At 37.1% G+C, this 22,152-nt stretch carries 22 protein-coding genes and 2 tRNA genes; all 24 read right to left on the reverse strand.

The features are described 5' to 3' along the window. Positions 1 to 445: 445 nt before the first annotated feature. On the reverse strand, positions 446 to 1,945 hold the full coding sequence (gene lysS / locus AC1M36_RS26175) for a lysine--tRNA ligase (RefSeq protein ID WP_336454044.1): 1,500 nt from the start codon (positions 1,943 to 1,945) through the stop codon (positions 446 to 448). Between the two features lie 162 nt (positions 1,946 to 2,107). Then, positions 2,108 to 3,106 carry a tRNA dihydrouridine synthase DusB gene (gene dusB / locus AC1M36_RS26180; protein ID WP_336454045.1) on the reverse strand — a complete coding sequence of 333 codons (999 nt, stop codon included), beginning with the start codon at positions 3,104 to 3,106 and terminating at the stop codon, positions 2,108 to 2,110. Positions 3,107 to 3,129: 23 nt separating this feature from the next. Next, positions 3,130 to 3,333: a helix-turn-helix domain-containing protein gene (locus AC1M36_RS26185; protein ID WP_336454046.1), complete on the reverse strand. Its 204-nt coding sequence runs from the start codon at positions 3,331 to 3,333 to the stop codon at positions 3,130 to 3,132. Beyond that, positions 3,285 to 3,800, reverse strand: a complete 516-nt coding sequence (gene folK, locus AC1M36_RS26190) for a 2-amino-4-hydroxy-6-hydroxymethyldihydropteridine diphosphokinase (protein ID WP_336454047.1) — start codon at positions 3,798 to 3,800, stop codon at positions 3,285 to 3,287. Before folK ends, AC1M36_RS26185 begins: the two co-directional genes overlap by 49 nt. Beyond that, complete coding sequence (gene folB, locus AC1M36_RS26195; RefSeq protein WP_336454048.1) at positions 3,797 to 4,159, reverse strand: dihydroneopterin aldolase; 363 nt, start codon at positions 4,157 to 4,159, stop codon at positions 3,797 to 3,799. Before folB ends, folK begins: the two co-directional genes overlap by 4 nt. Continuing rightward, a complete protein-coding gene (folP, locus tag AC1M36_RS26200) occupies positions 4,160 to 5,020 on the reverse strand; it encodes a dihydropteroate synthase (RefSeq protein ID WP_336454049.1) in 861 nt (286 codons plus the stop codon). Beyond that, a complete protein-coding gene (gene pabC, locus AC1M36_RS26205) occupies positions 4,995 to 5,867 on the reverse strand; it encodes an aminodeoxychorismate lyase (RefSeq protein ID WP_336454050.1) in 873 nt (290 codons plus the stop codon). The genes folP and pabC overlap by 26 nt, the downstream gene beginning before the upstream one ends. Next, positions 5,861 to 6,448, reverse strand: a complete 588-nt coding sequence (gene pabA / locus AC1M36_RS26210) for an aminodeoxychorismate/anthranilate synthase component II (protein ID WP_026049377.1) — start codon at positions 6,446 to 6,448, stop codon at positions 5,861 to 5,863. Before pabA ends, pabC begins: the two co-directional genes overlap by 7 nt. A gap of 5 nt (positions 6,449 to 6,453) precedes the next feature. After that, positions 6,454 to 7,851: an anthranilate synthase component I gene (trpE, locus tag AC1M36_RS26215; protein WP_336454051.1), complete on the reverse strand. Its 1,398-nt coding sequence runs from the start codon at positions 7,849 to 7,851 to the stop codon at positions 6,454 to 6,456. Positions 7,852 to 8,071: 220 nt separating this feature from the next. Next, on the reverse strand, positions 8,072 to 8,995 hold the full coding sequence (cysK, locus tag AC1M36_RS26220; RefSeq protein ID WP_336454052.1) for a cysteine synthase A: 924 nt from the start codon (positions 8,993 to 8,995) through the stop codon (positions 8,072 to 8,074). A 120-nt stretch (positions 8,996 to 9,115) separates the two neighbouring features. After that, positions 9,116 to 9,991 (reverse strand): redox-regulated molecular chaperone HslO, encoded by an 876-nt coding sequence (gene hslO, locus AC1M36_RS26225; protein WP_336454053.1) that lies wholly within the window; start codon positions 9,989 to 9,991, stop codon positions 9,116 to 9,118. A gap of 6 nt (positions 9,992 to 9,997) precedes the next feature. Further along, the gene (locus AC1M36_RS26230; protein WP_017154404.1) at positions 9,998 to 10,786 is read right to left on the reverse strand and encodes a type III pantothenate kinase; all 789 of its coding nucleotides are present in this window, start codon (positions 10,784 to 10,786) and stop codon (positions 9,998 to 10,000) included. 415 nt (positions 10,787 to 11,201) lie between these two features. Then, positions 11,202 to 13,103, reverse strand: coding sequence for an ATP-dependent zinc metalloprotease FtsH (ftsH, locus tag AC1M36_RS26235; protein ID WP_336454054.1), 1,902 nt, complete (start codon positions 13,101 to 13,103; stop codon positions 11,202 to 11,204). Between the two features lie 85 nt (positions 13,104 to 13,188). Then, positions 13,189 to 13,731: a hypoxanthine phosphoribosyltransferase gene (gene hpt, locus AC1M36_RS26240; RefSeq protein WP_000981837.1), complete on the reverse strand. Its 543-nt coding sequence runs from the start codon at positions 13,729 to 13,731 to the stop codon at positions 13,189 to 13,191. After that, complete coding sequence (gene tilS / locus AC1M36_RS26245; RefSeq protein ID WP_336454055.1) at positions 13,728 to 15,158, reverse strand: tRNA lysidine(34) synthetase TilS; 1,431 nt, start codon at positions 15,156 to 15,158, stop codon at positions 13,728 to 13,730. Before tilS ends, hpt begins: the two co-directional genes overlap by 4 nt. 226 nt (positions 15,159 to 15,384) lie before the next feature. Continuing rightward, the gene (spoIIE, locus tag AC1M36_RS26250; protein ID WP_336454056.1) at positions 15,385 to 17,856 is read right to left on the reverse strand and encodes a stage II sporulation protein E; all 2,472 of its coding nucleotides are present in this window, start codon (positions 17,854 to 17,856) and stop codon (positions 15,385 to 15,387) included. Between the two features lie 260 nt (positions 17,857 to 18,116). Continuing rightward, positions 18,117 to 18,188: transfer RNA gene (locus AC1M36_RS26255), tRNA-Glu, on the reverse strand. 13 nt (positions 18,189 to 18,201) lie between these two features. After that, a tRNA-Met gene (locus AC1M36_RS26260) sits at positions 18,202 to 18,275 on the reverse strand. Between the two features lie 167 nt (positions 18,276 to 18,442). Continuing rightward, positions 18,443 to 18,928 (reverse strand): S1 domain-containing RNA-binding protein, encoded by a 486-nt coding sequence (locus AC1M36_RS26265; protein ID WP_017154400.1) that lies wholly within the window; start codon positions 18,926 to 18,928, stop codon positions 18,443 to 18,445. Positions 18,929 to 19,015: 87 nt separating this feature from the next. Further along, the gene (gene divIC, locus AC1M36_RS26270; RefSeq protein WP_336454057.1) at positions 19,016 to 19,375 is read right to left on the reverse strand and encodes a cell division protein DivIC; all 360 of its coding nucleotides are present in this window, start codon (positions 19,373 to 19,375) and stop codon (positions 19,016 to 19,018) included. Then, a complete protein-coding gene (gene yabQ / locus AC1M36_RS26275; RefSeq protein ID WP_336454058.1) occupies positions 19,372 to 20,025 on the reverse strand; it encodes a spore cortex biosynthesis protein YabQ in 654 nt (217 codons plus the stop codon). The genes divIC and yabQ overlap by 4 nt, the downstream gene beginning before the upstream one ends. After that, positions 20,022 to 20,330, reverse strand: a complete 309-nt coding sequence (gene yabP / locus AC1M36_RS26280; RefSeq protein ID WP_336454059.1) for a sporulation protein YabP — start codon at positions 20,328 to 20,330, stop codon at positions 20,022 to 20,024. The genes yabQ and yabP overlap by 4 nt, the downstream gene beginning before the upstream one ends. Before the next feature lie 59 nt (positions 20,331 to 20,389). Next, on the reverse strand, positions 20,390 to 20,665 hold the full coding sequence (locus AC1M36_RS26285) for an RNA-binding S4 domain-containing protein (protein ID WP_017154396.1): 276 nt from the start codon (positions 20,663 to 20,665) through the stop codon (positions 20,390 to 20,392). Between the two features lie 12 nt (positions 20,666 to 20,677). Beyond that, positions 20,678 to 22,141 carry a bifunctional methyltransferase/pyrophosphohydrolase YabN gene (gene yabN / locus AC1M36_RS26290; protein ID WP_336454060.1) on the reverse strand — a complete coding sequence of 488 codons (1,464 nt, stop codon included), beginning with the start codon at positions 22,139 to 22,141 and terminating at the stop codon, positions 20,678 to 20,680. Positions 22,142 to 22,152: the final 11 nt, after the last annotated feature.

The following is a 22,152-nucleotide window of genomic DNA, read 5'->3' on the forward strand; positions in this document are numbered from 1 at the left end:
CATGTATTAGGCACGCCGCCAGCGTTCATCCTGAGCCAGGATCAAACTCTCCAATAAAGTTTGTCTAGCATCTAAAATAAAAATTGACGTTTCACGTTGTTTGTTTCGTTCAGTTTTCAAAGAACTCATTTGCCGCTGAAGCGACTTTATTAATATAACATTTCGTTATATTTTCGTCAACAACTTTTTATTTAAAAGTTGTTTTCGTTCGTTCTCTTTGTTGTCTTTCGTGACAACGAATATAAATATACCAGTTCATTTATTAAAATGCAATAGTTTTTTCAATAAAATTTTTAACATAGTGAAAAAATATAAAAACAGTACTATTCCCCTATGTAAAGCACCTTTCTTCTATGCCGGAAACGAATCGTTTAGGCTTTACTTCACTATACCAAAAAACAAAACAACAAAAAGAAAAGCTTTGGAGAAATCTCCAAAGCTTAGTTTAGTCTTGTTTATGACGCATCGCTGGGAATAATAGTACATCACGAATAGATGGTGCATTTGTTAATAGCATAACAAGACGGTCGATACCAATTCCAAGTCCACCTGTAGGAGGCATACCGTACTCAAGTGCTTCGATATAATCATCGTCCATCATGTGAGCTTCATCATTACCTTGCTCGCGTTCTTTTAATTGTGCTTCAAAACGCTCTTTTTGATCGATCGGATCATTTAATTCTGTAAATGCATTTGCATGCTCACGAGCAACAATGAATAACTCGAAACGATCTGTAAAGCGTGGATCTTCATCATTCTTTTTCGCAAGAGGAGAAATTTCCACTGGGTGACCATAGATAAATGTAGGTTGGATTAACTTTTCTTCTACCTTCTGTTCGAAGAACTCATTAATAATATGTCCAACTTCCATTGTATCTTTAATTTCTACACTATGCTCTTTCGCTAATGCACGCGCTTCCTCAACACTCATTGGATTCCAGAAGTCCGCTCCAGAGTATTGTTTAATTGCATCTACCATATGAAGGCGTGTCCATTCTGGCTCTAAATTAATTTCTTGTTCACCGTATTGGATTGTTGTTGTACCTAGTACTTGTTTCGCAATATGAGCGATCATATTTTCTGTTAGTTTCATAATATCTTTATAGTCAGCATACGCTTCATATAATTCAATCATTGTAAATTCAGGATTATGACGCGTTGATACACCTTCATTACGGAATACACGACCGATTTCATATACTTTCTCTAAACCACCTACAATAAGGCGCTTTAAGTGTAACTCGATTGCAATACGCATATATAGTTCCATATCTAACGCATTGTGATGTGTAATGAATGGACGAGCAGATGCCCCACCCGCAATTGCATGCATCATCGGTGTTTCCACTTCAAGATAACCATTGTCATCTAAGTATCTTCTCATTTCACGAATGATTTTACTACGAGTAACAAATGTTTCACGACTTTCCATACTTGTAATTAAATCTAAGTAACGTTGACGGTAGCGTTGTTCAACATCTTTCAATCCATGGTATTTATCCGGCAGTGGACGAAGAGCTTTTGTTAATAACGTAAAGCCTGTCGCTTTTACTGAAAGTTCTCCTACATTTGTTTTGAAAACTTTCCCTTCGATCCCTACTAAATCACCTAAATCAGCTGTCTTAAATAATTCATACTGCTCATCTCCAACAGCATCTTTACGAACATAGATTTGAACTTGTCCGTGTAAATCTTGAATATGTGCAAAACCTGCTTTACCTTTACCGCGCTTTGTCATAATACGACCAGCAATAGAAACAGAGATTTCCTTCTCTTCTAATTCTTCTTTAGAGAACTCTCCATACAAGTTGAATAATTCTTTCGTTGAATTCGTACGTTCAAAACGTTTACCAAAAGGATCAATCCCTTGTTCACGTAAGTTATGTAGCTTCTCGCGACGCACAAGCAATTGGTCGTTTAATTCTTCGTGGTTCATGTTATCCATGGTATTGATATCACTCCAGCTCTATTAAATTTTACAATATATACAGTATATCATTTTCTACTCAACTAGAAAAACTGCCAGTAGTATACTGGCAGCCTTCTTTCTTTCACGTAATTATAGGAAGTGAAAGAGAGAATGTCAATCATCCCCTCTTACTTCTAATTAACCAACATGAATTGTTTTTTGTTTTGCTTCTACTTCCTCTACAAAAGCCCCTAATAAAGAGGCAAAGTCTTGACGCGTATTACAAGCATTAATCGCATTACGCACTCCCGCATTACCACGAACACCTTTTAAATACCAAGCTGCATGCTTTCTCATTTCTCTTACTGCAATGTTTTCATTCTTTAAATCAATAAGACGATCTAAGTGCAGCATACATACATCTATTTTCTCACGCACCGTTGGCTCAGGCATTAATTCCCCTGTTTCTAAATATTTTACCGTACGATAAATCATCCATGGATTCCCAAGAGCTGCTCGACCTATCATAACACCATCAACACCAACTTCATCAAGCATACGTTTCGCATCTTGAGGTGTTTCCACGTCACCATTTCCGATAACCGGAATATTTACAGATTGTTTTACCTGTTTAATAATATCCCAATCTGCTTTTCCTTCATACATCTGAACACGTGTACGCCCATGAACCGCTACCGCTTGACCGCCTGCACGTTCAACCGCTCTAGCATTTTCAATTGCGAAAATATGGTCTTCATCCCAACCAATACGCATTTTCACTGTAACTGGCTTTTCAACAGCATCTACAACCGCCGCTACCATTTCATATATTTTATTCGGGTCTAAAAGCCACTTTGCACCAGCATCACACTTCGTAATTTTCGGAACAGGGCAACCCATATTGATATCGATAATATCCGCTGTTGTGTTTTTATCTACATATCTTGCAGCGTCAACAAGCGTTTCTTTCTCCCCACCAAAAATTTGCAAACTTAGTGGCTTTTCTCTCTCATCGATATATAGCATATCTAATGTTTTTTTGTTATTAAATAAAATCGCCTTATCGCTTACCATTTCAGCACATACTAGACCTGCACCAAATTCCTTTACTGTTAAACGGAATGCAGAATTACACACTCCCGCCATCGGTGCTAGTACAACTGGATTCTTCATCTCAATATTGGCAATCTTTAACACTCAACTATCTCCTTCCCCTATCCTTACTTTGGCATTAATTCTTCTATTGAAATCTTTAACGTCTTCGCAACTTCTACTACAAAATCTTGAGAAGGGGTTCTATTCCCTCTCTCAACTTCTCCTAAAACTGATACAGATACCCCTAATTCCTTTGCAAAACCTTCTTGCGTATAACCTTTTAGCTTCCGAAAAGCACGAATGCGTCTTCCCCATTTTTCTGCTTCCATACCGTTACTCCCTCTCGCCTTTTCATTTCATCTATTTGTGAACGTGAAATGTTTTGTTTTATATCTTGATTAATTTCTAACAACGGAACGATAACAAAAGCTCTTTCGAACATCCGCGGATGCGGAACAATAAGATTCTCTGCTTCAACATTTTCTTGATTATAAAGCAAAATGTCAAGGTCAACGGTTCGCGGACCCCACCTAATTTCCCTTTTTCTTCCTAAATCAATTTCAACCTTTTGCGTTACTTTCAACAATTCTTGTGGCGATAAATTGGTAGAAATTTTTATAACTAGATTTAAAAAACGATTTTGATCTGTATACCCAACCGGATCTGTTTCATACACAGAAGAGACATCCTCCACTCGAATGTGAGGGTTTTTATTTAACAACTCAATCGCTTGTGATAAATAAGCATAACGATCACCAATATTTGACCCTAACGCAACGTATACAACATTTTTCATGGTCGTTCTCTCGTAATTTCCACTGCCACAGCACGATAATGCCCAGGTATTGGCGGATCCGGTTTAACAACCTTTACTGTGCATCGCAAAATACTTCCGTATTGGTTCAACACATTCGTCGCTACATTCTCTGCAATACTTTCTACAAGCTTGTATGTTCGATCCTCAACCACTTGCTTGCAAAGTTCAAAGAGCTCTCCGTAGTTTACCGAATGCTCTAAGTTATCACTTTCGCCTGCTTGTTTTAAATCCAATTCTACCGTTAAATCCACTCTAAATCTTTGTCCCAATTTATTCTCTTCTGGAAATACACCATGATATCCATAAAACTCCATATCATGAATATAAATTTTATCCAATCAGTTTACCCCCTTACCAATCATCGCATCCATCATTTTTGCCATACGCGCCATTTCCTTCACATCATGAACACGAATCATTTCACAACCTTTTTCAATCCCAAGACAAATCGATGCTCCTGTCCCTTCTACACGTTCCTCTACCGGTAAATCTAAAACATGTCCGATAAATGACTTTCTCGAAGTCGCAAGAAGAACTGGATACCCTAATACATGTAACTGTTCTAAATTACGCATTGCTTCTAAGTTTTGTTCTGGCGTCTTCGCAAAACCGATACCTGGATCTAAAATGATATTTTCATCCGATACACCTGCATCTTTTGCAATTTTAACACTCTCGTATAAATCCGCAATCATATCCGCCATAAGATTACGGTAATTTGTATTCTCACGATTATGCATTAAAATAATCGGCACATTATAATGCGCTGCAACTTCCGCAATTTTTGGTTCTGCCTTTGCTCCCCATATATCATTAATAATATGAGCACCCGCTTCAATTGCTTGCTTAGCTACTTCAGCTTTATACGTATCGATAGAAATAGGCACTTTCACTTCTTTCGATACCGCTTGAATCATCGGAATTACACGCCCTAACTCTTCTTCCACCGAAACTTTTGCGAAACCAGGACGAGTTGATTCTCCGCCTATATCAATAATATCAGCACCGGCTTCCACCATTGCTTTCGCATGACTTATAGCTGCGTTCACCTCATCGAAGTTTCCACCATCTGAGAATGAGTCCGGTGTAACATTTAAAATCCCCATGATTAATGTCTTTTTATTTAAATCCAATGTATATTCGCCGCAGCGCAAACCATAATCCCACTTCACACTACACATCTCCTCTTCGCAATTCATTTCGGCTCCAAAGATTTTCTCTATGCATTTCATATACACGTATTAGAGACTTTGTAACCTTTCCTTCTTTACCAGGGAAATCACTTTCGCCAATCTGATTAAGCGGAACAATCTCTTGAATAGAATTTGTTACAAACACCTCATCAGCAGAAAGCAGTTCCTTTTGCGTAAAGAAACCTTCTTCCACATGTACATCTAATACTTCAGCAATTCTTATAATAAAAGCGCGAGTGATCCCATTTAAAATCCCAGTTTCCAGCGATGGCGTATATAAAACACCTTCCTTTACAAAAAAGAGATTCGAAACAATCCCCTCTGCAACGTGACCTGCTTCAGTGAAGAAAATCCCTTCTTTGCCCGCTACATTTCCAATTTCACGTTTCCCTAAAATGTTATTTAAATAGTGATGGGACTTTAAACGAAATGCTCCTTCTGGCGTATTTCGTGTTTGCTTCAAAATAACGCCTTCCTTTTCCACCACTACACTCGGAACTGCCAAAGGCTTTATAAATACGATGACAGAGGGCTTTTCATAAACCCCTGTTTGTAAACCTATTTCATCTATACCAGCTGAAACATTAAAACGAATATACGCATTTTCTAACCCGTTTCTTACGAGTAACTCCTGTAAAATACGTAGCACACCATCTTTTGTCATCGTCCATTCAATTTGCAAAGTAGAAAGAGCACCCATTAAGCGTTCATAGTGATCATCTAATAAAAATGGGTGACCGTTATAAATACGAAATGTCTCAAAAACCCCCAGTCCATATAAATACCCATGGTCATAAGGAGAGATTTTCGCCTCACTTGCTTCCACATATGCCCCGTTCACATAAATTAACATGACGATACACTCGGACTATAACTACGAATAAAATTCTGAAGTAACTCTTTCCCATGAGAAGTCATAATAGACTCCGGATGGAATTGCACCCCTTCAATCGGCAATGTTTTATGACGAAGCGCCATAATTTCTCCCTCTTCTGTCCAAGATGTCACTTCTAAACATTCTGGCAATGTTTCTTTTTTTACAATGAGAGAGTGATAACGTGTCGCTGTAAATGGATTGGGGATTTCTGAAAAAATTGTTTTCCCATCATGATACATCGGAGAAGTTTTCCCATGCATTAAACGCTCTGCACGAACAACATCTCCTCCAAACACCTGCGCAATTGATTGATGACCTAAGCACACACCAAAAATAGGAATCTTTCCTGCGAAATATTTAATGACATCCATACTTATACCAGCTTCATTCGGACTACACGGTCCTGGTGAAATCATTAAAAAGTCTGGTTTCATTTGTTCAATATCTGAAATTGTAACTTCATCATTACGTTTAACAACAAGCTCTTGTCCAAGCTCTCCGAGAAATTGTACTAAATTAAATGTAAAAGAATCATAATTATCAATCATCAATATCATTTCTCTCACCTAACCGTTTCTTCGCTGCTTTCTTTCGCACGCCATAGGGCGATTGCTTTTTTCAACGATTCTTTATACTCATTTTTTGGATTTGAATCAATTACAATTCCTGCCCCGGCCTGTACATACGCTTGACCATCCTTTGCAAGAAGCGTACGAATTACAATATTTAATTCCATATCTCCTGAGTAACCAATCCATCCAATTGAACCTGTATAAATTCCGCGACGAACAGGTTCTAATTCTTCGATAATTTCCATCGTACGGATTTTTGGCGCACCCGTAATCGTTCCACCTGGAAACACAGCTCTTACTAAATCGAAAGCATCCTTATCCGATTCAACCTCACCGCGAACATTTGAAACGATATGCATAACATGCGAGTATTTTTCAATTACCATAAATTCATCTACTTCTACAGTTCCGTACTTACAAACTCGCCCTAAGTCATTACGCTCTAAATCTACAAGCATGACATGTTCTGCACGTTCTTTTTCATTTTCAATTAACTCTTTTGCCAAGGTTTCATCTTCTAGTTCATTTTTCCCGCGAGAACGTGTACCGGCAATCGGACGAGTGCTCACTTCATTCCCTTGTTTTTTAATTAACAATTCCGGTGAACCGCTAACAATTTGAAAATCCCCAAGCTCTAAGTATCCCATATATGGTGATGGATTAATTTCACGAAGACTCGTATAAATTTCTAGTGGATGTGTTTGCAATGTTTTCTCTTGTCTTGTAGACAGATTTACTTGAAACACATCTCCAGCTCCAATGTATTCTTGGATACGCTGAACAGCTTTCATAAATCCTTCTTCTGTAAAAGCTACTGCTTCATTTCTATTTTCAGGACATTCAAATGGCACTTTAACTTCAGGAGCTTCCTTCATCCAAATGCTCTTCCATTCATTCAAACGACCTTCTGCTTCTTCACGTTCATCTATATAATGTGTAATAATCCACAACACTCTCTCTTGTTGATCATACACAAACACGTCATTAAATAATAAAAAGAATATGTCAGGTATATCCACATCATCCAATGCAAAGGAAGGAAGTTTCTCAATATAACGGATACAGTCGTAACTAAAATACCCGATCGCGCCCCCTTGAAAAGGTGGGTAGTCTGGATTATGATCCGTTTTCCATCGCTCCATATACTTTTGCATTAAATCTAAAGGATTACCTTGTTCTATTGTTTCCTTACCGCTTTCACTTATATGTAACGTTTCATTCTTCCCCTGAATCACCGCTACAGGATCAAGCCCCACAATACTATAGCGGCCCCCTCGTCCACTTTCTAACAAAATATGTTGATTCTTATTTTGAGAAAGAAACTTATACTGCTTAAAAAAGTCTAACTGATATGGAATAGAAAGCGCTAAAGATTTTCTTTGCTGCATACCAACACCCCGTCTTCTTTTATCCCACTCCCTTAGAACTATCATCTCAAATCATAGATGGTTAGTGTGAAATAATTGTCCTTGGAAGCTAGTGAAAATAATTTAACTTTACTACTACTTATTTTACATGAAGTTTTCTAGTCATTCACTCTTTTCCTATTTTCAAACAAAAAAAGAAAAAGCATTCCTGAAAAGGAATGCTTTTTCTTAACCGTACTAATTATGATTCAAATTGATAAAGCGGTGTACTTAAATAACGCTCACCATTACTTGGAATAACCACAAGTACTTTCTTCCCTTTACCAAGGTTTTTCGCTACTTCTGTCGCAGCATAAATGACAGCACCTGAAGAAATCCCAACTAAAATTCCTTCTTCACGAGCTACTCTTCTCGCATATTCGAATGCTTGCTCTGTTTTAACTTGGATCACTTCATCATATACTTCTACATCCAATGTTTCTGGAACAAACCCCGCTCCGATACCTTGAATCTTATGCGGACCTGGTTTCCCCCCCGATAAAACCGGAGAATCTGCAGGTTCTACTGCATAAATTTTAATGCTTTCATATTTTTCTTTTAAAACCTCACCAGCACCCGTGATTGTTCCACCAGTACCAATACCTGCGATAAACGCATCTAATTGATCGCCCATTTGCTCAACGATTTCTGGCCCTGTTGTCAAACGATGAATTTCTGGGTTCGCTGGATTTTGGAATTGCTGTGGTATAAAGTAACCATTCTCTTTTGCTAATTCAGTCGCTTTGCGAATTGCACCGCCCATTCCTTCTGGTCCTGGAGTCAATACTAATTCAGCCCCATAAGCACGTAGTAAATTACGACGTTCAACACTCATTGTTTCCGGCATTACTAAAATTGCTCTATATCCTTTTGCAGCAGCTACCATTGCTAAACCAATTCCCGTGTTACCACTCGTTGGTTCAATAATTGTATCGCCCTCTTTTAATAATCCTTCTTGTTCAGCAGCTTCAATCATAGATAGTGCAATACGATCTTTCACGCTACTTCCAGGATTCATAAATTCTAATTTTAAGTAAATGTCTGCGCTGTCTTGCTCTACGATGCGGTTCAACTTAACGATCGGCGTTTTCCCGATTAATTCTGAAACTGATTGTGCCACTCGCATTTCTGTCACTCCTAACACCGAGTATTTTTATTGGTTTTATATATATTTCAATTTTGGCAGAATTTTTCTTACTTGTCAATCTATTTGGATGATTGACAATTGCCAGAAATAATTCTTATTTTATAGACTATTAATTATATTTGTAATGTCTTCTTTAGAGAACTTATATCTTTCATTACAGAAATGACAATGCACTTCAGTTTCATCCTCTTCCTCACGAACTTGTTTTAATTCTTCCTTACCTAAACTAATTAATACTGCTTCAATGCGCTCACGAGAGCATGTGCAGTTAAATTGAACATCCATTGTTTCTAGTACTTTTACTTTGTCTTCCCCTAATACTTCATATAATAACTCTTCTGGCGCAAGACCTTGTTCAATTAATTTTGAGACAGGCGGGATTTTTTGCAAGCGTTCTTCGATAAATGAGATTGTCTCTTCCTGTGCTCCTGGCATAATTTGCAGAATAAATCCACCAGCCGCTAATATGCTATCATCTCCATTTACAAGAACACCAACCCCAACAGAAGAAGGCGTTTGCTCAGAAACAGCAAAGTAATACGTGAAATCTTCTCCTAATTCACCTGAAACAATTGGAGATTGTCCGATAAACGGTTCCCTCATGCCAATATCTTTAATGACTGTTAAGAAACCTTCTGTACCTACAGCTTGGTACACACGTAATTTCCCTTGCTCTGTTGCTTCAAAATCAACGTGCGGATTCGTTACATATCCACGCACATCCCCATTTGCATGGGCATCCACTAGGATTGGGCCAAGTGGACCGTTTCCTTCCACCTTAATTGTCAGCTTCTGATCACCTTTTAGCATAGCTCCCATCATTGCACCAGCTGTTAACGAACGCCCAAGTGCCGCTGAAGCAGTCCTCCATGTATCATGACGTCTTTGCGCCTCACTTACCGTATTTGTTGTACGCACACTATAGGCACGAACTTCTCCATCAAACGCCAATGCTTTTACTAAATAATCTTTCATACTTATTTATTCACCCTTCTCATGTTGTAAATTTGCATTACGCTCATATAACATATGCAAGCCTTTTAATGTTAAAAACGGATCTACAATATCAATTACATTCGATTCTTCTGCAATTAACTTCGCTAATCCACCAGTTGCAATCACTTTCGGTTCTTGTTTAGCTTCTTCTTTCATACGCTTCACAATACCTTCTACTTGTCCGACATATCCGTAAAGAATGCCAGATTGCATTGCACTTATCGTATTCTTCCCAACAACGCTACTTGGTTTTGTAATTTCAATACGAGGAAGTTTAGCCGCTCTACTGTATAAAGCCTCTGCCGAAATCATAATCCCCGGTGTAATTACACCACCCATATAATGCTTATTCTCGTTAATATAACAATATGTAGTCGCTGTACCAAAATCGACAATAATAAGCGGGCTTCCATATAATTGGATACCAGCTACAGCATTTACAATACGATCTGCTCCAACCTCACGTGGATTTTCATATTTAATATTTAAACCTGTCTTTATCCCCGGCCCCACTACAAGAGGTTTAATTTTGAAATACTTCTCACACATACGCTCTAAGGCAAACATAATTGGTGGTACAACCGAGGAAACAATAATTCCTTTCACATCTTGAAAAGAAAGGCCCTCATGTTCAAGCAACTGTTTCACTAACATACCGTATTCATCTTCTGTTTTATGACGATCTGTCTCCATGCGCCAATGCTGACGAAGTTTTCCATCTTCAAATACACCAAGCACCGCATTTGTATTCCCTACATCCAATACAAAAATCATATTCTCACCACTTATCTTATTTAATCTATATTTGTGCAGTATGTACAAAACTGATACTGCCATCATATCATATATACCTATATAATCAGCTTTTCCATCTTCATCATTTTACAAAAAGATTGTTCACTATTTCAATTTTTAATGCAAAGAAGATTCAAATTTATATGTAAATCCGATTTGATTTTCTAACATATAAATTGTGGCTACGAAGAACAAAAAGAGACTTTGACTCATTTTCTCCCTCTGCTTTTATGGCATAGGGCTAAAAAGGCACTGACCGCTTCTATGCATGGGCGGATCCTCTTTTCCACCTAAAAGGAAGGGTTTCATGTTAGTTTTCAATCTGTATTTATATATACAAGCACACAATTTTCTCAACATAAAAAAGGAGTGACAATTGTCACTCCTTCATTTCTTATTTATCTTCTGTGTTTTCGTCATCTTTTTTCATAGTAATATTTACTTTCACATCTTCAGACGACTTCGTACGTTCAGGTAAAACCCCATAATCATATAAATGATTGATTTGCTCTGCATCTAATGTTTCTACTTCAAGTAACGTTTTCGCAATAATATCAAGCTTATCACGTTTTTCAGTAAGAATTTGTTTTGCACGAGCATAACATTCTTTCATAATCGTTTGCATTTCCATATCAATTTCATGCGCAATTGCATCACTGTAGTTTTGCTCCGAATGGAAATCTCTTCCTAAGAACACTTGACCACCTTGTGAGCTACCAAACTGCATTGGTCCAAGCTTGTCACTCATACCAAATTCCGTTACCATACGTCTCGCAATACCAGTCGCACGTTGGAAGTCGTTGTGAGCTCCTGTACTTACTTCACCGAATACAATTTCCTCAGCTACTCGACCACCAAGTAAACCAGTAATTTTATCAAGTAATTCCGGTTTTGTCATGAAGTAACGATCTTCTTTCGGAAGCATTACCGCATATCCACCAGCTTGACCACGAGGAACAATTGTTACTTTATGAACGATATCCGCCTCATCAAGTACAACACCAATTACAGTATGACCTGCTTCATGGAATGCAACAATATTGCGTTCTTTTTCAGAAATAACACGGCTTTTCTTCGCAGGACCTGCAATAACACGGTCTGTCGCTTCATCGATATCAGACATATCAATTTTCTTCTTATCTTGACGCGCAGCTACTAATGCAGCTTCGTTTAATAAGTTTTCAAGATCCGCACCAGAGAATCCCGGTGTGCGAGTTGCGATTGCTCTTAAGTTAATATTCTCATCGAGCGGCTTATTACGAGCGTGTACTTTCAGTACTGCTTCACGCCCATTTACATCTGGACGATCGACTGTAATTTGACGGTCAAAACGTCCTGGACGTAATAACGCCGGATCAAGAATATCAGGACGGTTTGTTGCAGCGATGATAATAATACCTTCATTTGCACCGAATCCATCCATTTCAACAAGAAGTTGGTTTAACGTTTGTTCACGCTCATCGTGACCACCGCCAAGACCCGCTCCACGCTGACGACCCACTGCATCAATTTCATCGATGAAAATGATACAAGGAGCATTTTTCTTTGCATTTTCAAATAAATCACGTACACGGGAAGCACCGACACCGACAAACATCTCTACGAAATCAGAACCACTAATAGAGAAGAAAGGAACGCCAGCTTCACCTGCAACTGCACGTGCAAGTAATGTTTTACCTGTACCTGGAGGTCCAACTAACAGAACACCCTTCGGAATACGGGCACCAACCTCAGCAAACTTACGAGGATCTTTTAAGAATTCTACTACCTCAACAAGTTCTTGTTTTTCTTCGTCCGCTCCAGCTACATCTCTGAAGCGTACTTTTTTCTTTTCATCATTGTATAACTTCGCCTTACTTTTTCCAAAGTTCATAACACGGCTACCGCCACCCTGAGCTTGGTTTAGTAAGAAGAAGAATAAAATGAAGATAATAACAAACGGAATGATAGAAGTAAAGAATGTCACCCAAGCACTTGTTTCCTCTGCTGGTTGATACTTCACTTCAGCACCTTGTGCTTTGTCATTAATTTTCTTTTGTAATTCTTCAGTATTTGGTGCATAAGTAACAAATTGCTCTTCCTGGCTAGCATTGCTAAATTGTCCTTTTACCTCAAACACACCATTTTTCGGTTGAAGTTGCACATTACGCACTTCACCTTTTTCAAGTTTAGTAATGAATTTATCGTAGCTAACTGATGTCGTTTTTTGTGTTGAACCATTAAAATAGCTCACGATTCCAATTACTACTAAGAATATCAGTAAATAAAAGATGGTATTACGGAAGATACGATTCATTCCTAACCTCCTCTCACGGCATAAACACTATAGTAAATCGTAACATAGAAAAACTTTCCTATCCAATTATAACGCCTGTATTTAATTAATTTGAGTAAACGCTTGGTTTTAATACTCCAACATAAGGAAGATTACGATATTGCTCCTTATAATCTAAACCATACCCTACAACAAATTCATGAGGAACAGTAAACCCAACATAATCTGCCTTCAAATCGACTTTGCGACCAGTTGGCTTATCTAATAGCGTAACAATCTTTACAGATTTCGCCTTACGATATTTGAATAGGTCTACTAAATAACTTAATGTAAGACCACTATCAATAATATCTTCAACGATTAAAATATCGCGACCTTCTACAGAAGTATCAAGGTCTTTTAAAATTTTCACTTCACCTGTTGAAACTGTAGAATGACCGTAGCTAGAAACAGCCATAAAATCCATTTCAAGATATGTATCTGTTCTTTTTAATAAGTCTGCCATAAATGGCATTGCACCCTTTAATACACCAATTGCAAGAGGCACTGTATTTTTATAATCCTCTGCAATAATTGCACCTAGCTCATGCACCTTCTCTTGTATTTGTTCTTCGGAAATTAATACTTTTTCGATATCTTGATTCATCATTTCATTATCCTCCTGGAAGACTCCTTGCTTTTGTAGTGAATAATAATATATTTATCCTTATCTGCTGCTTCATTTGAAATAGCAAATGCAGATTGTTTCAACAATGGAACCCAAATAATATTCCCGCTTGCATCACAAACAATTGGCCACTCTTCTCTTTTTTCTTTCGGTATTTTCGCCTCAATAAAAATAGCTTTTATCTTTTTTGTACCACTCATACCTTTTATCGACATTCGATCTCCATTTTCTCTAGAGCGTATAAGAAGAGGATATGATATATCATTATACTTAGCAACAAATACCGTTTCATTCATGTTACTTGGTAATTCCTCATTTACTTCTGCTACAAGTTCATCCCCATTTACTAATGTAATGGCACCTGGTACTGATAAGACTTGTGAAAAAGGAAAAACAATTTCTTGCTCAAATCGGAAACTACATTCTTCATATGTACGAACAATTTTTAGACCCACAGGAAAATCAAGTGATCCTGAAGGATGTTTCCGTTTAAAAAATGCAATAACTTTGTCAATATGTATAGAAGAAAGCGAAGAAGGAATCTTGTATTCATAAAGATAGTTTAATATTAGTTGAATCCCTCGCCTTTGTAAAGGCATAGACATGGATTCAAAGGCAGGAATTGATAAGACGATGTGTTTATCACTTTTTTTTGTAATTACTTTATTCATCTTTTCAAAAGCTAATTCCTGCAAATACACCTCATCCTCTTGCATAAGCACACTAAATTTTTGAAATTGCTCATGCACATGAGGGTTTTCCTCCTTTAAATAAGGCAGGACATGCTTACGTAATCGATTCCTCGTATATACTTCCTTTTCGTTACTCGGGTCCATACGTGGTGTAATCCCTATCCTATTACAATAAGCATTGATTTCTTTCTTTGTTACCGCTAATAAAGGTCTAATTAAATATCCACCATGGAAAGGACGTTTTACAGCAATTCCAGCATAACCCTTCGGGGTACTCCCGCGGACGAGACGCATTAAAATCGTCTCCACTTGATCATCTCCATGATGTCCAAGAGCTACATATAGCGCATCATATTTCTTCATTATTCTTTCCAAAAATGCATATCGGCATTCCCTAGCAGCTACCTGTGCATTCATTCCATATTGCTGTTGATATTGCGATACATTAATTCTTATCGTTTCGCAAATAACCCCAATCTTCCGGCAAAGTTTTTCCACAAATTTCAAGTCTTCATAGGATTCATTTCCTCTAAACATGTGATCCACATGCGCGACTACAATTTTCAATTTCTTCTCTTCTCTTTTCTCTAATAAATAATATAAAAGAGCTAAAGAATCAGGGCCTCCAGAAACCCCTACAACAATTGTCGAATATTCCTCTAATACATCATGCCGCTTTGCAAACTCATCTACTTTTTCAACAAATGTATCTTTCAACTTCGCAATCACCTTTCGTTAAAACCAAACAATAACATACTTTACCTTGCTTATAATGGTACAACTTTTACAAACTTTGTGCAAAAAAAAGATGTGCAAAATTCACATTTTTATCTTACATCCCTCCCCTATCTTCATAAGAAGAATGAAACTAATTTCTTCTATAAGAAAAAGGCCTAGGTATCACCCTAGACCTCATAACCAAACCGAGAAACTTTCCGCTCCTCTATTGCGCTTGTTTACCCATGATTGGAATCGTAGCCCACTTTGGCATATTCTTCTTTACCTTTGCAACAACAATCGTCATATCGTCATTGATATATCCATCACTAGAACGAATAACCTCTTCCATAATGATATCAGCAATTTCTTGCGGATCGTCTGTTTGCAGTTCTTTAATCTTACGTTTCATCCACAATTCATGGTTTTCCACGTGCTGCGCTCCCTCAAAAATCCCATCGCTCATCATAACCAAAATATCTTCTGTTTTTAATTGTTCACCAACAACATCTACCTCAACATCCTCAATGATTCCCATCGGCAAATTGCTTGCTTCTATTTTAATAACGTCATTTCCACGTTTTACAAAACTTGGGGTTGAACCAATTTTTAAAAATTTAGCACTTGCATCACGTAAATCTACCATAGCTAAATCAAGCGTCGTAAACATTTCTTCTGTCGTTCTCAATGAAAGAATTGAATTAATAGACTTAATAGCAATTTCTTCATCGATACCAGATTGCAATATTTTTTGTAACAATTTTACCGTTTCCTTACTTTCCATATGTGCCCTTTGTCCGTTACCCATTCCGTCACTAATGGCAAGAGCATATTTCCCAACACTTAAATCCATCATCGCATACGAATCTCCCGATACAAATCCGCCTCCTTTTGCCGCTGTAGCAAGCCCTGTATCAAGAAAAAATGTTTTCGCTGACCCAAAAGATATCATGCTATGACCATTCGGATAAGCAGAAGGTTCTTCATGTTTCACAATAATATTTTCTTTTAAAATATCCGAAAGCATTGGTGCAACTAATTTTTCACATTCACCATGTTGATTAGATGCCGCTGGAATCATCATTTCAATATCAATATTCCCTCTATCTAAACAGTAGATATCAACATGTTCTACCTCAACACCAAAGTCACGAAACGCTTGTAGAATTTGCTCTTCCTGCACTTGATGATTTTCCCGTTCACGCTGAATTTCTTTCGCAAAATCTTCCATTACTTTTGAAACACCTAATAATTGTTCCGCAACAATTCTACGATTATCTTTCATTTGTTTTCGTAACTTTTGCCCCTCATAGAAATGTCCTAATTCTCCTTCCATTAAATCTGTTACCTTTTTTCCTCTTACACAGTGCTTTTCCCATTCACGAACTAATTTACGGTTATGCTGAAGGGTTCCTTCTTCTGTTTCATTCATAATTTGTTTCATATAATCATATGTTTTATCAAAATTCACTACCCAACATTGATCCTTTTTAAAACATGATTGACACGTCTTTGCTGTAATTGTACTTAGGAATAAATCAGCTTCTGTTTCCTCATCTTCTTCCTCTACATATCCATATACCGAAAAACTATTAGATAATGCAGAAAATACATTTGCAAATTGATTAATTTTATTCGCTGTCACATCACGCATTCTACGTAAATATTGTTGTTGATCCTGAGAATGCTCTTGTGTTCCTGGCATAAATTTAGCAAGCCGATCAATAATTCCCTTCGGTGTTAATATAAAGAATCCTATCGCCACTCCAGATTCTATTAAAGTTGTTATAATATTTACTTGCTTATCGACGTATAATGTAATTAAACTTGTACCAATTAACAACCCTAAACTTACACCAAGACGCTTCCCTTCTTTTAATAATCCACCAAGTAACCCGGAAAAAGCTAGCAGACTAAGTTGAGATAAACTACCTACGTTCGCTAAACTCAATATCAATCCTGTAACAACTCCTACTGTTGAACCAGTAGCTGCTCCTGCAACAAAAGCAAATAATAATACTAAATATCTCGTGAAAATATGTTGAACTGAAGCGTCGTAAACAAACCAATCTGTTGTACCTGTTAATACAGATGCGAGTAATATAATTAAACAAACAATTTCTTCCGTTTCTAATGCTTGTTGTTTTCCCTTTCTTTCTGTTAATAATGGTACACTTTGCAAGAAAATCATCGTTAAAACAAAACTAAGTCCTGCTTCAATAGTACTTACGAGTAAGTCATACATAGTGACGGTTTGCTGTGCGAAGTAAACAACAGCGAGATGTGCGGTTAGTGCGGAGATAAATACTTGGAATGGTACAAGTCCAACAATTTTACGTGTAAAACGACTAAAGAAGATATTATAAATAAAGAAAGTAAAAATAGATGCAAAGGCAAAAAGTAAATTATCTAGCGAAACGGAAAGTGCACCACCCATAAGAGCCAGAAATGCGAGTGCCATCTTATCACGCTTCATTACATAAACAGCAGCAAAAAACGGTAGTGCAAACGGTAAAATGTTCGTTAATATATATGCTCGTCCTAAAAGAAAACCGATTACAGCAATAACAAATCCCCATCTAAAGAAAACTTGCTCTAACTTCACTTTCAACTTGCTTGTCCATGTTATTGACCTGAGTTGTCCATCATTCATAGCCAGTGTACTTGTGTTCACAGTATTCCTTCCTGCTTTTGGCATATTTTTAACACCACCTGCATAGTTTAATTACTGTCATTATAAAAGATGATTATTGGGATTTTTGTCAAAACAACAGTTCAAACCTACATAATCGTTCGACTTTTTATTCAAAATAAACCTATATATATACAAGTTGTTAAACATAGGTCCTTCAAAATATTAGAAAATTCTAAAAATAAAGGGTGTTTTTGTAGAAGCTTTGTACCCATTTACAATTTCTTAACAAAAAAAGATCATGCGCTATGCATGATCTTTTTAGATGACCCGTACGGGATTCGAACCCGTGTTACCGCCGTGAAAGGGCGGTGTCTTAACCACTTGACCAACGGGCCGTTAAAATAAATATAGCGGCGGAGGGGATCGAACCCCCGACCTCACGGGTATGAACCGTACGCTCTAGCCAGCTGAGCTACACCGCCATGTCGTCTTATTTAACGGACAATTAGTATCTTATATCAAATACACTGTAAAGTCAACACGTTTTAAAAAGTTTTTTTATTCTTTTTTAAATAAGCTTATTTACATAAAAAAGCACCCCGAGCAAATTACTCCGGGCACCTCTCTATATGTTAAGAATAAAACGTTATTATCCGCGACGAGCGCCACGGCCACCACGTTTAGATTCTGTATTACGCTTTAAAGAAGTTAGACGATCTTCACTATCTTTTAAAAAGCGTGCCATTTTTTGCTCAAACGTTTCTTTTTGATTGCCACCATTATCACGGCCACCACGGTTATCTCTGTTAAAAGAACGATTGCGTTGTGGACGTCCAGAACGTTGTTGATCCCCACCACGTTGATATTCGCCACGTGGACGATCTCCTTCTGTTCTTACACGTTCTTTCGCTTTTTTAATAGATAGACCAATTTTCCCATCTTTTTCAACATTAATAACTTTTACTTCTACTTGATCGCCTACTTTTAAGTGATCATTAATATCCTTCACATAATTATCAGCAACTTCACTAATATGAACAAGACCCGTTAAGCCTTCTGGCAGCTCCACAAAAGCCCCAAAATTTGTAATACCTGTTACTTTACCTTGTAACTTGCTGCCTACCTCGATTGACATAAAAAAAATGCTCCTCCTTAGTGATTAAAAAGTCAAATTTTACTTTATTATATATAATCCTAAAATATAGTGTCAATAAGACACGACCTACTTAGAAACAGGAAAAATTATCTCCCCTTTTCCAGAGAAGAAATAATCTCTCCTAGCAATCTTTAAAACATACTCTTCGTCATTCAACTTTTGAACATCATCTTTTAGTTTTTTTTCTTTCTTTGTTAATGAATTTAATTCTTGCTGCATCTCTTCAACCTTTGCTGCTTTTGCTTTAATGGAACTATTTTGCTGATAAAACGTCACACTAATACTCGCAATAATTGTAAAAGCAAAAACAAAAAAAACGGCTAAACGGCGATATAATCGCCTTCTGTTTTCATTCTTTTGTATTATATGTTTTTTGGCAGAATTTGGACTCTGCTCTTCAATCAATCTTTGCCTCAGTTCCCTCATTTCCGAGGTCCCCCTAACTTCTTTTTTATACGCTCCCAGATGTGAACGATATAATTCTTCAATTTCTTTGTATGTTGCAGTAATCCCACATATCTCTTTATAAAAAGTTTAACACGGTTAGGGAGAAGTTTCCATATGAGCAAAGTAAGAAATCGAACAGGCCAGAAAAAAACTTTCCATACAAAAAGTAATATCCATCCGGAACACTTCCACAACACGTTCCCAATTGAAGATAGTATACGAAATAAAAATAATATAAAAGCAATAATAAGCTGCGCTATAATAATAACAGGTTTTATCATAAGTAGCTGTACAATTTTAATAAAAAATTGTACCGTTTGCACAAAAACATAAATGAGAAAATTCAATACTCGCATGTACACTGCTTTCAATAAGCTTTGATATGCAGCAAAACCGCAAAGCAAAGCTACAAAAACATATATACGTAATTCAGCTTCATTTACAATGAGCAATACGTAAAAGACAAACAGTGCTTGGACAATCCAAAACAGTATATCATATATAAATACAATCCAACGATTGCGCTTGGGTCGCTGCAAGAAGCGTTGGTACGTATCTAATGCTGCTCCAACCCAAGCACCCATTCCGATCATGGAAAGCATTGTATACAGTTGAATTGTTAAACTCATTTAAATAACTTACTAAAGAACCCTTTAGCTTTCTCCCCTTGATTCTCATCAATGTACAAAATCTCATTAATTTTCCCTTTAATGGATACTATACCTTTTTCTACATCTAAATTTTTCATCTGTAAGTTTTGACCGCGAATTGTCAAAAAACCCATTACAGTTTCTAACAAAAATTCTTCACTATCAAAACTCTCTACTTGTTTTACACCAGTAATATCTATTACACGTCTACCACGCATAACAATATCATGTTCTACAGAAACATTCTGTTGGTTAGAAGACATAGTTGAGTAACTATTATTCACGTCAATCCCCCCATAGCTTTATACGATCTAGTAAATAATGTATGAGGGAAGGAAATAATTTAGAACAAGCCTTCTTCTGCTTTCACTTTCTCTTCACGTACTACTGTATACATGTTAGCTGCATCTTCTTTTTTTGTTGTTTCTTTTAATTCGTTCACTTTTACAGTTACTACTTTTTGTCCAAAACGAATTGTTAGTTCGTCATCTACCTTCACGTCGGAACTTGCCTTTGCAGCTTGCCCATTAATCGTAATTCTTCCTTGATCAGCTACTTCTTTTGCCAGCGTTCTTCTTTTAATTAAACGTGATACTTTCAAAAATTTATCTAAGCGCATCTCATTTCCCCCTTATTGATTCTCTATCCGTTTTGCTTCTTCCCATAAAGCGTCCATTTGCTCTAACGTTAACTCCTGCATCTCCTTATTCATTTCAGCTACTTTCGCTTCCATGAATATAAAACGACTCATAAATTTTTCATTTGTTTTATGAAGGGCCTCTTCTGGGTTCAATTTGTGGTAGCGAGCGACATTAACGAAGGCGAATAGTAAATCTCCAAATTCACCTAACATTTTTTCCTTATCCATCTTTGCAACTTCTTGCTCAAACTCTTTCAATTCTTCAAAAACTTTCTCCATCATTGGCTGTACATCATCCCAATCAAAGCCAACTGTTCCTGCTTTTTTCTGAATTTCATACGCACGCAATAATTGTGGTAAACTTTTTGGAATTCCTGTTAAAACAGATTCCTTTACATGTCCTTTTTCTTGTTTTTTAATTTCTTCCCAGTTTGAAACAACCTCTTCCGCGTTCTCCACATCTATACCTCCAAATACATGTGGATGACGACGCACCATTTTTTCAACTAGCGTTCGGATAATGTCATCAATGGAGAACCAACCCTCATCTTCTCCAATTTGAGCGTGAAGCATAACTTGCAAGAGCACATCACCAAGCTCTTCAATCAAGTGATCATCATCTTCTTCATCAATTGCTTCTAACACTTCATATGCTTCTTCGATTAAATATTTCTTTAAAGATTGATGCGTTTGTTTTTTATCCCATGGACAACCATTTGGCCCACGAAGCTCAGCAATGATTTCCCTTAGCACATCAAATTTTTGATATAAAGAAGCACGCTCGACAACAGGAGGTATGTACACGCTCGTTAAGTTATTCAACTCTGTTTCATGATCTAACATATAGAGCGGTACTTTCTTCACTTGCTCAAACGATGTTCCCGCAGCTGTTACAATGTATACTTCATACTCATCAGGTAACATCTCCATTAATGTCAGCTTAACCTCAGATGCAACGAACGCATCATATACTTGACAAAAAATTAAGTGTTGGCGTAATTCTAATTGTCCACGTTCAAATGAAGTTGCATCAATAAGCTGAAACCCTTCAATTGGATCTATTTTTAAACTAGCAAACATCGGATCCAAAAAGCTTTGTCCACCTTCAATTTTCACCTCAACTTGCTTTTCTTTTCCTTTCTGTAAGAGTAGTTGAACAGTTCGTTCTGCAACAAGTGGATGTCCTGGTACAGCATATATAATATCCTTACCTTGCGCTTGTTCTATTAACGTATTTGCAATTGTTTCGTATACAATCTCAAATGTGTCGTGCGCCTCATATACATCATCAAAAGCTGTATACTTTACCCCGTCTTTTTCTAACTCTTCAATAACGGGGTGTTCTTTCGTACGCACATACATATGATCTGCTTCTTTTATCTTTCGGTACACACCTATTGTCAGCTGATCTAATTCACCAGCACCTAATCCTAAAATCGTAATTATTCCACTCACAACCAGTCACC

The sequence above is a fragment of the Bacillus sp. Medicinal_06 genome (genome assembly GCF_056711665.1).

Bases quoted from the DNA above. Each gene is read 5' to 3' on its own strand.
- lysS (WP_336454044.1), bottom strand. From the start codon at position 1,945: ATGGATAACATGAACCACGAAGAATTAAACGACCAATTGCTTGTGCGT.
- AC1M36_RS26185 (WP_336454046.1), bottom strand. From the start codon at position 3,333: ATGGAAGCAGAAAAATGGGGAAGACGCATTCGTGCTTTTCGGAAGCTA.
- folK (WP_336454047.1), bottom strand. From the start codon at position 3,800: ATGAAAAATGTTGTATACGTTGCGTTAGGGTCAAATATTGGTGATCGT.
- folP (WP_336454049.1), bottom strand. From the start codon at position 5,020: ATGAATTGCGAAGAGGAGATGTGTAGTGTGAAGTGGGATTATGGTTTG.
- pabC (WP_336454050.1), bottom strand. From the start codon at position 5,867: ATGTTAATTTATGTGAACGGGGCATATGTGGAAGCAAGTGAGGCGAAA.
- pabA (WP_026049377.1), bottom strand. From the start codon at position 6,448: ATGATATTGATGATTGATAATTATGATTCTTTTACATTTAATTTAGTA.
- trpE (WP_336454051.1), bottom strand. From the start codon at position 7,851: ATGCAGCAAAGAAAATCTTTAGCGCTTTCTATTCCATATCAGTTAGAC.
- cysK (WP_336454052.1), bottom strand. From the start codon at position 8,995: ATGCGAGTGGCACAATCAGTTTCAGAATTAATCGGGAAAACGCCGATC.
- hslO (WP_336454053.1), bottom strand. From the start codon at position 9,991: ATGAAAGATTATTTAGTAAAAGCATTGGCGTTTGATGGAGAAGTTCGT.
- AC1M36_RS26230 (WP_017154404.1), bottom strand. From the start codon at position 10,786: ATGATTTTTGTATTGGATGTAGGGAATACAAATGCGGTGCTTGGTGTA.
- ftsH (WP_336454054.1), bottom strand. From the start codon at position 13,103: ATGAATCGTATCTTCCGTAATACCATCTTTTATTTACTGATATTCTTA.
- hpt (WP_000981837.1), bottom strand. From the start codon at position 13,731: ATGATGAATCAAGATATCGAAAAAGTATTAATTTCCGAAGAACAAATA.
- spoIIE (WP_336454056.1), bottom strand. From the start codon at position 17,856: ATGCCAAAAGCAGGAAGGAATACTGTGAACACAAGTACACTGGCTATG.
- AC1M36_RS26265 (WP_017154400.1), bottom strand. From the start codon at position 18,928: ATGTCAATCGAGGTAGGCAGCAAGTTACAAGGTAAAGTAACAGGTATT.
- divIC (WP_336454057.1), bottom strand. From the start codon at position 19,375: ATGAGGGAACTGAGGCAAAGATTGATTGAAGAGCAGAGTCCAAATTCT.
- yabQ (WP_336454058.1), bottom strand. From the start codon at position 20,025: ATGAGTTTAACAATTCAACTGTATACAATGCTTTCCATGATCGGAATG.
- AC1M36_RS26285 (WP_017154396.1), bottom strand. From the start codon at position 20,665: ATGCGCTTAGATAAATTTTTGAAAGTATCACGTTTAATTAAAAGAAGA.